The organism is uncultured Parasphingopyxis sp. (assembly GCF_937129435.1).
Classification (GTDB): Bacteria; Pseudomonadota; Alphaproteobacteria; order Sphingomonadales; family Sphingomonadaceae; genus Parasphingopyxis.
This window is the reverse complement of the sequence record NZ_CAKZNF010000017.1, coordinates 38,499-50,378: the sequence shown is the minus strand read 5'-3', so window position 1 is coordinate 50,378 and position 11,880 is coordinate 38,499. Positions and strand designations below refer to the sequence as shown.

At 66.6% G+C, this 11,880-nt stretch carries 13 protein-coding genes; 7 read left to right on the top strand and 6 right to left on the bottom strand.

Translation table 11 applies throughout. From position 1 onward, the window contains the following. Window positions 1–63: 63 nt before the first annotated feature. Together glk and Q0139_RS03655 are read right to left on the bottom strand one after the other, a co-directional pair. Window positions 64–1,032 (bottom strand): glucokinase, encoded by a 969-nt coding sequence (gene glk / locus Q0139_RS03660; protein ID WP_298017466.1) that lies wholly within the window; start codon window positions 1,030–1,032, stop codon window positions 64–66. 140 nt (window positions 1,033–1,172) lie between these two features. Beyond that, a complete protein-coding gene (locus Q0139_RS03655) occupies window positions 1,173–2,108 on the bottom strand; it encodes a 2-oxoglutarate and iron-dependent oxygenase domain-containing protein (protein ID WP_298017464.1) in 936 nt (311 codons plus the stop codon). Between the two features lie 360 nt (window positions 2,109–2,468). On the opposite strand from Q0139_RS03655, the gene Q0139_RS03650 reads away from it, so the two are divergent. Continuing rightward, a complete protein-coding gene (locus tag Q0139_RS03650) occupies window positions 2,469–2,963 on the top strand; it encodes a flavin reductase family protein (RefSeq protein WP_298017460.1) in 495 nt (164 codons plus the stop codon). A 179-nt stretch (window positions 2,964–3,142) separates the two neighbouring features. Here the strand turns inward: Q0139_RS03650 and Q0139_RS03645 are convergent, their stop codons facing one another. The 4 genes from Q0139_RS03645 to ligK form a co-directional block, all read right to left on the bottom strand. Further along, window positions 3,143–3,475, bottom strand: coding sequence for an SDR family NAD(P)-dependent oxidoreductase (locus tag Q0139_RS03645; protein ID WP_298017517.1), 333 nt, complete (start codon window positions 3,473–3,475; stop codon window positions 3,143–3,145). A gap of 260 nt (window positions 3,476–3,735) precedes the next feature. Beyond that, entirely contained in the window at window positions 3,736–4,623 is an 888-nt protein-coding gene (locus Q0139_RS03640) for an amidohydrolase (RefSeq protein WP_298017457.1), read from the bottom strand. Beyond that, window positions 4,616–5,677 (bottom strand): 4-oxalomesaconate tautomerase, encoded by a 1,062-nt coding sequence (locus Q0139_RS03635; RefSeq protein WP_298017454.1) that lies wholly within the window; start codon window positions 5,675–5,677, stop codon window positions 4,616–4,618. The genes Q0139_RS03640 and Q0139_RS03635 overlap by 8 nt, the downstream gene beginning before the upstream one ends. Next, complete coding sequence (gene ligK, locus Q0139_RS03630) at window positions 5,677–6,348, bottom strand: 4-carboxy-4-hydroxy-2-oxoadipate aldolase/oxaloacetate decarboxylase (RefSeq protein WP_298017451.1); 672 nt, start codon at window positions 6,346–6,348, stop codon at window positions 5,677–5,679. The genes Q0139_RS03635 and ligK overlap by 1 nt, the downstream gene beginning before the upstream one ends. Window positions 6,349–6,461: 113 nt before the next feature. Here ligK and Q0139_RS03625 point away from each other — a divergent pair, with 113 nt between their 5' ends. The 6 genes from Q0139_RS03625 to Q0139_RS03600 all read left to right on the top strand — a co-directional run bounded on the left by Q0139_RS03625 (window position 6,462) and on the right by Q0139_RS03600 (window position 11,845). After that, on the top strand, window positions 6,462–7,613 hold the full coding sequence (locus tag Q0139_RS03625) for a LysR family transcriptional regulator (protein WP_298017448.1): 1,152 nt from the start codon (window positions 6,462–6,464) through the stop codon (window positions 7,611–7,613). A 63-nt stretch (window positions 7,614–7,676) separates the two neighbouring features. Beyond that, a complete protein-coding gene (locus Q0139_RS03620) occupies window positions 7,677–8,486 on the top strand; it encodes an NAD(P)-dependent oxidoreductase (protein ID WP_298017445.1) in 810 nt (269 codons plus the stop codon). Beyond that, window positions 8,483–9,508, top strand: coding sequence for an amidohydrolase family protein (locus Q0139_RS03615; protein WP_298017442.1), 1,026 nt, complete (start codon window positions 8,483–8,485; stop codon window positions 9,506–9,508). The genes Q0139_RS03620 and Q0139_RS03615 overlap by 4 nt, the downstream gene beginning before the upstream one ends. Continuing rightward, window positions 9,505–9,915, top strand: a complete 411-nt coding sequence (gene ligA / locus Q0139_RS03610; RefSeq protein WP_298017439.1) for a protocatechuate 4,5-dioxygenase subunit alpha — start codon at window positions 9,505–9,507, stop codon at window positions 9,913–9,915. Before Q0139_RS03615 ends, ligA begins: the two co-directional genes overlap by 4 nt. Before the next feature lies 1 nt (window position 9,916). Then, entirely contained in the window at window positions 9,917–10,828 is a 912-nt protein-coding gene (locus Q0139_RS03605) for a class III extradiol dioxygenase subunit beta (protein ID WP_298017436.1), read from the top strand. 54 nt (window positions 10,829–10,882) lie between these two features. Next, window positions 10,883–11,845, top strand: a complete 963-nt coding sequence (locus tag Q0139_RS03600) for a Gfo/Idh/MocA family oxidoreductase (RefSeq protein WP_298017434.1) — start codon at window positions 10,883–10,885, stop codon at window positions 11,843–11,845. The last annotated feature ends 35 nt before the right edge of the window (window positions 11,846–11,880 follow it).

The following is an 11,880-nucleotide window of genomic DNA, read 5'->3' as shown; positions in this document are numbered from 1 at the left end:
CCTCGCCCTGTCCTCCCGCGCCACCGTTGGCAGATGTGCCTACCCGCTGTCGATGCCTTGCGTTTAAGCGCGTTGGCTTTCGGCGAAGGCCATGGCGGCGCCGTAGAGGCCGGGCTCGGGATGAGTGATGAGTTTGACGGGCAGCGACCGCATCAGCGACTGGTAGCGCCCCTTGGCCGCGAACCGTTCGGCAAAGCCCGATTGCGGTAGTGCGTCCGCGAGCCGCAGGCCGAGCCCGCCGGCGATGACCACGGGCCCCGGCCCCTGCGTCAGCGCGATATCTCCGGCGACCGCGCCGAGGCATTGGCAGAAGCGTTCGAGCGCGGCGGCGGCGAGGCTGTCGCTCCCATCGAGCGCGGCCGTCCAGAGCGCGCGGTCGTCGCCCTGCGGCATCTCCCGCCCCTCGATTTCCGCCAGCACGGCATAGATCGTCCGCAAGCCCGGTCCGGCAACGACGCGTTCGACCGACACGCGGCCATGCTGTTCGCGCAGCCGCGCCAGCACCCGGTCCTCGATCCCGTCGAGCGGGGCGAAGTCGCTATGCCCGCCCTCGGTCGGGATGACGATGTTGCGCCCGCCGCGCCGGACGAGCTGCGCGACGCCGAGCCCGGTGCCCGGCCCGATCACGCTGACGACGCCATCATTGGGCAGCGGCTCGTCCGGCCCCGTGACGGGGATGAAATGCTCCGGCCCCGCGCTGCCCACGGCATGGGCGACGGCTGCGAAATCGTTGATCAGGACATGGCTGTCGAGGCCGAGTTGCCGGTCGAGCTGCGCCGGCTGCACCGTCCAGGGGTTGTTCGTCATCTTGATGACCGTGCCGCGGATCGGCGCGGCGATCGCGATGGCGGCGGCGCGGGGAAGGTCGCGGCCGAGCGTCCGGCCGAATGCCTCCCAGGCGGTCTGCAGGCTGGCATGATCGGCCGTCGCGAGCTTGACGGGTTCGCCGAGCGCCGCCACGCGCCCGCCCTCGATCGTGGCGATCGCGAAGCGGGCATGGGTGCCGCCGATATCCGCCGTGACAATCTCCATCGCGTCCTTATTCCATCGCTGTAGGCAAGCTCTGTGCGGGCCATATCACGAATCCCCGGCTGGACAATCGAGGCGGCCGGTGGAGCGGGCGTTCGTGTCCGGTCCCAAAACTGTTGGGGCACCAGTTTCGCGGTCAGGCGCTAGGCCAGCCCGATCTCGCGCAGCCGCTGCTGCAGATAGTCCTGCGCGGTGACCGGTTCGGGATAGCGGTCGGGCTGCTGCGGGGCGATACATTCGGGCAGCGTCTCGATGAGGTAATCCGGACGGAAATGCAGGAAGAAAGGCATCGAATAGCGAGCGCTTCCGCGCCGCGCCTCGGGCGGATTGGCCACTCGGTGGGTGGTCGAGGGGAGGCGGTGGTTGGTCAGCCGCTGCAGCATGTCGCCGATATTGACGACAAGCTCGCCCTCATCGGGCGATACGGGGATCCAGCGTCCGTCGCGGGTCCGCAGTTCGAGCCCCGCCTCTTCCGCGCCGAGCAGCAGCGTGATCGGATTGATGTCCTCATGCGCCGCCGCGCGAACCGCCTCTGCGCCGTCGGGCACGGGCGGATAATGGAGCAGGCGCAGCACCGAATTGCCGTCCTTCACCGTGTCGTCGAAGAAATCGGGCGCGAGGCCGAGATAGCGCGCGATCGCGGTCAGGATCCGCAGCCCCGTCTGCTCGAACGCCGCGTACAGCGCCAAGAACGTTTTGCGAAAGCCCGGCACCTCGCCGGGCCATATGTTGGGGGGCATCACGCTCGCGAACCGGTGCCCCTCGGGCAGCGGGCGGCCGACATGCCAGAATTCCTTCAGGTCGCGGGTCGTCGCGTCCCGGGCCTGCTCGATGCCGAAGGGCGTATAGCCGCGCGCGCCGCTTCCGCCCTCGACATGATAGGCACGTTTCGCCGCTTCGGGCAGCGCGAAGAATTTGCGCATCTTCGCCTCGGCCTCCTCGATCAGCGCGGGATCGATGCCATGATCGGAAACCACGGCGAAACCGTAACCGGCGAATGCGGACCCGATCCGGTCCGCAAATCCCTGCGGATCGTCATCGGCGGAGGAAAGCGGGACGGCGGAGAGCATGTCGGTCATGCGGCCATCCTAGCGGCGGTAGATGATGGGGTCATGACAGATCGGTCCGGGCGAGATGGGTTCGGACGGGTAGGGACACGAGGATCCGGTGGCGGTCCCGGCGGAGCGGCCTTGCAGTTGAGTTTGCGCGAGAAAACCCCATATATCGGCAGTCTCCACTCCTAGCACAAAGCACCGACCCCCATGGCTCGACAACGGCGTCTCCCTCCCCTGAATTCGCTCAAGGCATCCGATGCCGCCGGGCCAGGTGGCGGATTGCCGGCTGCCGGGTTGGAGCAGTCGGCCAGGCCAATATCGTCATGGGCGGGAACGCCATGGTGAGACAGCCGATGCTGCACCAGGTCCGCAAGATCGAGCCGGATGCACGATATGGTCGAGACTGATTTTCGTCTGGCGATGCGCCGGCTTGCGGCCACGGTGACGATCCTCACTCTCGAGGATCAAGGGCGGCCTATGGGCATGGCCGCCACCGCGGTCTGCTCGCTGTCGATCGATCCTCCCAGCATTCTGGCGTGTATCAACCAGGCGGCGCGGTTGCACCCGCTTTTGGTCGGGGCCGATCGGTTCGGCCTCAACATCCTTGCCGATGACCAGGACGACATCGTTCGCCGCTTTTCCGATCCCCGCTTTCGTAAAACGCGGTTCGACGATGTCGACTGGCATTTCGAGAGCGGCGATGTTCCGGTCATTGCCGGCTCGCAGGCGTCGCTGGTCTGCGCGCGGAGCGAAGTCCTCCAGCATGCAAGCCACTCCATCGTGATCGGCGAAGTCATCAGTGCGAACGTGTGCACCGACATCCGCCCCTTGCTGTATGTCGACGGCGGTTTCGCCCGCCATGTGCGTGCCGATAGCTAGGCCGGTGCGGAAGCGCCTGGGCGCCGAGGGTTCCCGGGGGGTGTCCAGCATAGACCATCTCGCCGTTCAGCTTCGCCAATATCTCGTCGAGATGTCAGCGCCGCTGCCGTAAGCCGCGCATCCCAGGGTTTTGCTATCTTTTGTCGCTGATGGGTTCTCGCCAGTCCTGATTTTCGCGGTCAAAATGCTCTGTTTGTCCAGCTGTCAGGTTCGGCAGATTGTCCCAGCCGTGCAACCGCTATGAAGCCCCGATAAGCAATGGCTCCTGCGACCGTTTCGGGCGGAATCCCGAGTTCCTGCTGGCGCTTTTCAATCGTGTTTCGAATATCGGCGTCACCGATGGTTTTACTGAAACCGGTTGCGACAAAACCAGGCGACACTTCAGTAACCCGAACATTGGGACTTTCTTGTCGCAACGCCTCACTCACCGTGCGGACCGCGTTTTTTGTTGCGCCATATCCTGCCAAGCAGCTCGATGAGCTGCTGCCGTGGAACTGGAAAGCTGAGAACACCGTCAAGCGATAGCGATGTGCAGCGGCCGTACGCTTACGGGAGTGATGCTGTGATGAGCGGGGTGCTGACGGTCATTGATGAGTATACCGTACGCTTCGGGCCGCTCAGTCGGGCGACCACAACTATCGGAACGCTAACCTAACCGGTGGACCACCCAAATGGGGAGGTCCCAAAAATTGGGGATGTCAGAAGTCTCTCAATGCTTTTCCTTTCGACAGTAGGGTTTCGTGTCTCGCGCTCCAAAGCGGGCGCATTGGTCTTATTGTCTGGCCGCCCCGATCTCGGGCCAGTAGAGCGCCATCGGGTTGTCTACGAGGAGCAGCTCTTGCGCCTCTTCGGTCGGAGCGATGCGCGGAATGATGTCGACGAGGCTTCCGTCGTTGGGCAGCACGTCCTGCTGGTTTGGATGCGGCCAATCGGTGCCCCAAAGGACGCGCGTCGGATAGTCGGCGACGAGCGGGCGGACCGCTTCGACGAAGGCGTCATAGGGCGGGCCGGCGGGGTCGAGCCGGTCGGGGCAGGTGACCTTGGTCCAGATATCCTCGCGGCTGCCGAGCAGCGCCCGGAAGGCGCGCATATCGGCGCCGTCGGGCCCCTGCGTCACGTCGGGCCGGCCCATATGATCGATCACGATCGGAACCGGGATCGCGTCGACGAAGGGGCGCAGTTCCTCGAGGATATCGGCCTCGAAATAGATGACGACGTGCCAGCCTTCGGGCAGCCGTCGGCTCAGCGCGAGGAAGCGGTCCTTGGGCGCATCGTCGACGAGGCGCTTCAGGAAATTGAAACGCACGCCGCGCATCCCGCCCTCGTGCAGCCGCGCGAGATCGTTTTCCGAAATCGCCGGGTCGACGACGGCGACGCCCCGCGCCCTGCCGCCGGACCGCGCGATCGCATCGAGCGTCGCGGCGTTGTCGGTGCCGTGGCAGCTCGCCTGGACGATGACGTTGCGCGCAAAGCCGAGCTTATCGCGCAGCGCGAAGAGCATCTCCGGCCCCGCATCTTTGGGCAGATATTTTGCCTTGGCACTGAACGGGAAGCGCGCCATCGGGCCGAAGACATGGCAATGCGCATCGACCGCGCCCGGCGGCGGCGTGTAGCGGGGTGTCGACGGGTCGGCATGCCAGGAGACGATCCGCTCAGGCATAGACTTCTCCGGTCATCAGCTTGCGTGCGGTGCGCAGCAGCGCAGCCGAGACGACATCGCCGGCATCGCCCACTTCGAGGATGCAGCTCATCTCGCCGCTCGGATGTTCGATGCTGATCGTCTTGCGCTTGCCCTCGGGCAATATCGCGACCCCGGCGGCGGGCGATCCGTCGATCAGGCAGGCGGTCGCGGCGGTGACGGCGCCGAGAACGCCGATCGAGGCGTGCGCGCGGTGCGGGATGAAGACGCGCACGCTGATCGCGCCGCCATCCCTGGGCGGGGCGACGAGCGTCATCTTCGGCACCGAAGCGTCGGCGACATCGCCCAGCTTCATCATCGGCCCGGCGGCGAGGCGGATCGCCTCGATCCTTGCGCGGATCGGCGCATAGGCTTCGCTCTCGAGCTCCTCGCGGGTCTCATGGCCGGTGGCGCCGACATCGCTCGCCCTGAAGACGGCGCAGGGCATGCCGTTGTCGATCAGCGTGCAGGCAACGCCCTCGACCTCATCGACCGGATTGCCCGTCGGCAGCAGCGCGCCGCAGCTCGATCCCGCCGTGTCGCGAAATTCGAGCGGGACGGGCGCGTGCGTCCCGGTCACCCCGTCGATCCGTGCATCGCCCGCATAGGTGACGATGCCGCCCGGCGTTTCGACCGTTGCGATCCCGGTCTGGCCGGTATTTTCCATGTGGATCGCGACGCGCGTTCGATCGCCGGTCGGCGCGACGAGGCCGCGCTCGATCGCAAAGGGGCCGACCCCGGCGAGGATGTTGCCGCAATTCTGCTGGTCCGAGACGATCGCCTGATCGACGAAGACCTGGAGGAAGAGATAATCGACATCGATGCCTGCGCGCACCGATGGACTGACGATGGCGACTTTGCTCGTCAGCGGGTCGGCGCCGCCCATGCCGTCGATCTGGCGCGGGTCGGGGCTGCCCATGATGCGCAACAGGAACGCGTCGCGTTCGGCCCGGTCGGTCGGCAGGTCGTCGGCGAGGAAATAGGCGCCCTTCGACGTGCCGCCGCGCATCCAGATCACGGGTGCCGAGGCTTGCATCAGACGTATTTCAGCCCTTCGGCCTCGAGCCGTTCGCGCATCGCGTACATGTCGAGACCGAGGACGCCCGAGGCGAGCGTCTCGCGCTTCTTGGCCTCGTTCGCCGCGCGCGCGCGGGCCCTTTCGAGGACCGAGGCCGCATCGGCGCATCTGACGACGCACACGCCGTCATCGTCGGCGACGACGACATCGCCGGGTGAGACCGTCGCGCCGGCGCACACGACCGGCACGTTGACGCTGCCGAGCGTGTTCTTGACCGTCCCCTGTGCGAAGATCGCCTTCGACCAGACGGGGAATTGCATTTCGGTGAGGTCGCGCACGTCGCGCACCCCGGCATCGATGATCAATCCGCGACAGCCATGCGCCTTGGCGCTCGTCGCGAGGAGATCACCGAAATAGCCGTCCTCGCAGGGGCTCGTCGGCGCGAGCAAGAGCACATCGCCCGGCTGCAGCTGCTCGATCGCGACGTGCAGCATCCAGTTGTCGCCGGGCGGGGCGCTGATCGTGACGGCGCTTCCGGCAATTCGAGCGCCGGGGTAAATCGGCCGCATATGGCTGGCGAGCAGACCGGCGCGGCCCTGCGCCTCGTGCACCGTGGCGACGCCGCATTCGGCCAGACCGTCAATCACGGCGGCGTCGGCGCGCTCGATATTCTGCACCACGATGCCCATTCGTCCTTGCCTCCGATCGGCCGTTCCGCGTTCGGATCGCTGCATGCGACGACCGCGCGAGGGCCGCCAATGCAAAGATATGCCGGGACATAAATATTTGCTAATCGAACCGCGTGATCGACCAGCTTCCGAATATCCGGCACATCGCCGCCGTCGCCGCGACGGTGGCGCACGGATCGGTGACGCGCGCGGCGCGGGCGGTCAACCTGACGCAGCCTGCGCTGACCCAGGCGATTGCGCGACTGGAAAAGGATCTCGGCTGTCAGCTCTTCGATCGCGAGCCGGGGGGCATGCGACCGACCGAGTCGGCGCTGCTGCTCGCCCCGCGCGCCGAACGAGCGATCGCCGAGATCGGCTCGCCGCGCGTCACCGCAACGCAGATCCGCGCCTTCCTGTCGCTGTCGCGCGCCGGCAGCTATGCGTCCGCCGCGCAGCGAACCGGGCTCAGCGCCGCCTCGCTGCACCGGGCTGTCAACGATTTGTCGCTGGCGCTCGGCGAGCGGCTGGTCGAGCGCCGGGGCCGGCATATCGCGCTGACGCCGAAGGGCGAAGCGCGCGCGCGGCGCTTCGGCATCGCCATTGCCGAGCTGCGCAGCGGCTTTGCGGAGGTTTCGCTCTGGCTCGGCAAGGCGGGCGGCAAGATCGTGATCGGCGCGATGCCGCTGTCGCGCGCACGCTGGCTGCCGCTGTCGATCGCGCGCTTCGCCGCCGATCGGCCCAATGTCGACATCGCCGTGATCGAGGGCAGCCATAGCGAGCTTGCCGGGCCGCTGCGCGATGGCGAGATCGATTTCCTGCTCGGCGCGCTGCGTGAGGAGGAGGCGCTCGACGATCTCGAACAGGCGGCGTCGTTCGAGGATCGGCCGCAGCTCGTGATGCGTCAGGGCCACCCGCTATCCAAGGCGCGAACGATCGGCGTCGCCGACCTGCACCGATATCCCTGGATCCTGCCGTCGCTGCACACGCCGCTGCGCGGCTATTGGCGCGGCATGATGGGCGGAGAGCACGCCGATCTGCCGCATGTGTCGATCGAGTGCGGATCGGTGCTGACGATCCGCGAGCTGATCCGCGAAAGCGATGCGCTGACCTTGCTCTCGCCCGATCAGCTGCGCGTCGAGATCGAGGCCGGGCTGCTGATCGGCCGGGCGCCGCCGGTGCCTGTCCGCCGTACGATCGGCATCACGACGCGGCGCGACTGGCGGCCGACGGCGCCGCAGCGCGAGATGATCGCCATCCTGCAGGATATCGCCCAGCAGATTTCGTAAAAAATTATCGCATCGCCGCGCTATTCATTGGAGGCCGGCCGGGGCGCGGGGCAAGAGGGCCGGATGAACAAGCAACTGGCGCTGATCGGCTTCGGCGAGGCGGGCGAGACGTTCGCGACCGCCGCGCAATGGGGCAAAACGGCGGTTGCGTTCGACATCGATCGCGCGCGCGAGCACGCGATCGAGGCTGCTGGACTGTCGGTGGCCGGCGATCGCGCGGCGGCGCTCGGGGGGACGCCGCTCGCGTTTTCGTTGGTGACGGCGGACAGCGCGCTCGCGGCGGCACACCAATGCGCGGCCGAAATGGGAGCGCAGGCCCTCTGGTGCGACATGAACTCGGTCGCGCCCGACACCAAGCGCCGCGCGGCGAAGGCCATCGAGGCGGCGGGCGGACGCTATGTCGACGTCGCGATCCTGGCGCCGGTGCGGCCCGGCGCGCTGCAGGTGCCGCTGCTCGTATCGGGGGCTGCGGCGGAGGATGCGTGCGCGCGGCTGTCCGATCTCGGCTTCGCGAATGTGCGCGCGGTCGGCGATGCGGTCGGCCAGGCATCGGCGATCAAGATGATCCGATCGGTCATGGTCAAGGGGATCGAGGCGCTGACCGACGAGATGATGGCCGCGGCCGAAGCGGCGGGCGTTGCCGAAGAGGTGCTCGCCTCGCTCGACGCGAGCGAGCGCGGCGATGGCTGGGCGACGCGCGCGGCCTATAACCGCAAGCGGATGCGCGTCCACGGGGCGCGGCGCTCGGCCGAGATGGAGGAGGCGGCGGCGACGCTGAGCGCGCTCGGCGTCGATCCGGTGATGACGCGCGGCACCGTGGCGCGTCAGCGGGCCGCGGCCGGCGGCAAGCGCGAGGAAAGGGACGCGGCATGACGCTCGTGATCGATTGCCACGGCCATTACACGGTGCTGCCAAAGGCGCATGACGCCTGGCGCGAAGAGCAGAAGGCGGCGTACGACGCGGGCCGCGAGCCGCCGCCCTATCCCGAGATTTCCGACGACGAGATCCGCCAGACGATCGAGGACAACCAGCTGCGGCTGATCCGCGAACGCGGCGCCGATCTCACCATCTTCTCGCCGCGCGCATCGGCGATGGCGCATCATGTCGGCGACCAGCAGGTCAGCGCGACCTGGGCGACGCATTGCAACGACCTTATCCATCGCGTGACGCAGCTGTTCTCGGAGACCTTCGCGGGCGTGTGCATGCTGCCGCAGAGCCCCAACGCCGATCTCGCCGCGAGCGTGACCGAGCTGCGCCGCTGCGTCGAGGAACTGGGCTTTGTCGGCTGCAACCTCAATCCCGATCCAGGCGGTGGCCGGTTCGATCATCCGCCGCTCACCGATCCCTATTGGTTCCCGCTCTACGAAGCGATGTGCGATCTCGACGTGCCGGCGATGATCCACGTGTCGGGCAGCTGCAACCCGGCGATGCACGCGACCGGCGGCTTTTATCTCGCCGCCGACACGGTCGCCTTCATGCAATTGCTGCAGGGCGACCTGTTCGCCCGCTTCCCCACACTGCGCTTCATCATCCCGCATGGCGGCGGCGCGGTGCCCTTTCACTGGGGCCGCTATCGCGGGCTCGCCGACATGCTCGGCCAGCCGAGCCTCGACACGCATCTGATGAACAATGTGTTCTTCGATACCTGCGTCTATCACCAGCCGGGGATCGACCTGATGGCCGAGGTGATCGATACCAAGAACATCCTGTTCGGCAGCGAGATGGTCGGCGCGGTGCGCGGCATCGATCCCGAGACCGGCCACTATTTCGACGACACCAAGCGCTATATCGACGCGCTCGACATCGGCGACGAACAGCGCCACGCGATCTTCGAGGGCAATACGCGGCGCGTCTTCCCGCGGCTTGATGCGCAGCTGAAGGAGAGGGGGCTGTGAGCGGCCCGCGCGACATCCATTCCTATCTCGCCGAGTTCGAGGATATCCCCGGGACGCGCGTCTACACCGCCAAGCGTGCCCGCGCGGGCTATCACCTCAACCAGTTTGCGATGAGCCTGATGAAGGCGGAGAACCGCGAACGCTTCAAGGCCGATGAGCGCGGCTATCTCGACGAATGGCCGATGAGCGAGGCGCAGAAGCAGGCCGTACTCGATCGCGACTATAACCGGCTGCTCGATCTTGGCGGCAACATCTATTTCCTCGCCAAGGTCTTCTCGACCGACGGGCTGAGCTTCGTCGAGGCGGTCTCGACGATGACGGGGATGAGCGTCGAGGCCTACCAGGCGATGATGCAGGCCGGCGGCCGTTCGCCCGAGGGCCAGCGATCGAAGAAGGAGGGGCGCTGACATGGCGCGGATCACCGCAGGCATCGCCTGCAGCCACATCCCCGTGCTCGGCTATGCCGCCGATCAGGGCAAGGCCGACGAGCCCCCTTTCAAGCTCGCTTTCGACGGGTTCGAATGGACCCGCAAATGGATCGCCGAGGAGGGCCGGCCCGATGTCGTCATCCTCGTCTACAACGATCACGCCTCGGCGTTCGACATGAACATGATCCCGACCTTCGCCATCGGCTGCGCCGAGCGCTTCGGCATCGCGGACGAAGGCTTCGGACCGCGACCGGTGCCCGATGTGATCGGCCATCCCGATCTTGCCTGGCATATCGCGCAGAGCCTGATCCTCGACGAATTCGACATGACGATCATGAACGACATGGCGGTTGATCACGGGCTCACCGTACCGCTGACGATGATGTTCGGCGCGGGTGTCGAGGCTTGGCCGGTCAGGGTCGTCCCGCTTGCGGTCAACGTCGTCACCTATCCGCCGCCCTCGGGCAATCGCTGCTGGCTGCTCGGTGAGGCGATCGCGCGCGCGGTGGCGAGCTTCGATGAGGATCTGAAGGTCCATGTCTGGGGCACGGGCGGGATGAGCCACCAGTTGCAGGGGCCACGCGCCGGGCTGATCAACCGTCAATGGGACAATGACTTCCTCGACCGGCTGATCGGCGACACGCAGGCGCTGCGCCACGTCCAGCATATCGAATATCTGCGCGAGGCGGGCAGCGAGGGAATCGAGCTCGTCATGTGGCTGATCATGCGCGGCGCGCTGGGGCGCGAAACGCGCGCGCTGCACCGCCATTATCACGTCCCCGTCAGCAATTCGGCGCTCGGCCATCTGGTGCTCGACCCGGTCGATCCGACCGTCCCGCCCTCGCCGACGCTCGAAGGCAATAACGAAGCCGCGCAGGCGGCCATCCGGTAAGCGCAGCGCGCCCTAGGGCGCCGCGCCGCACGCAACAGACACAGGAGAATTCACATGGTTCGCATCGCACTGGCCGGGGCAGGCGCCTTCGGGGAAAAGCATCTCGACGGGCTTGAAAGGATCGACGACGTCGAGGTCACCTCGATCATCAGCCGCACGCGCGACCAGGCCGAGGCCGCGGCGAAAAAGTACGGCGCTGGGCATTTCGGCACCGAACTCGGCGAGGTTCTCGAGCGTGACGATGTCGACGCGGTGATTCTGTGCACCCCGACGCAGATGCACGCCGAGCAAGCGATCGCCTGCATGGATGCGGGCAAGCATGTCGAGGTCGAAATCCCGCTCGCCGACAGCTGGGCCGATGCGCAGGCGGTGATGGACAAGCAGCAGGAGACCGGTCTCGTCTGCATGGTCGGCCACACCCGCCGCTTCAACCCGAGCCATCAATGGGTGAAGAAGCGGATCGAGGCCGGCGAGTTCACGATCCAGGCGATGGACGTCGAGACCTTCTTCTTCCGCCGCCAGAACATGAACGCCAAGGGCCTGCCGCGCAGCTGGACCGACCATTTGCTCTGGCACCATTCGGCGCACTCGATCGACATCTTCCAGTATATGACCGGCAGCAAGGTCGTGAAGGCGAACATCCTGCAGGGGCCCAGGCATCCCGATCTCGGCATTGCGATGGACCAGTCGATCCAGATGAAGACCGAGGACGGCCAGATCCTGACGCTGGCGCTGTCGTTCAACAATGACGGGCCGCTCGGCACCTTCTTCCGCTATATCGGAGACACCGGCACCTATATCGCGCGCTACGACGACCTCGTCGACGGGCGCGAGCAGCCGATCGACGTGTCGGACGTCGATATCAGCATGAACGGTATCGAGCTGCAGGACCGCGAATTCGTCGCCGCGATCCGCGAAGAGCGCGAGCCGAACAGCTCGGTCGCACAGGTGCTCGATTGCTACCGGGTCATCGGCGAACTCGCCGAGAGCCTCGAGGCGCAGGACGGGTGGAGCTGATGAAACGCCAAATGGCGGGATGCGCGGTCTGGCCG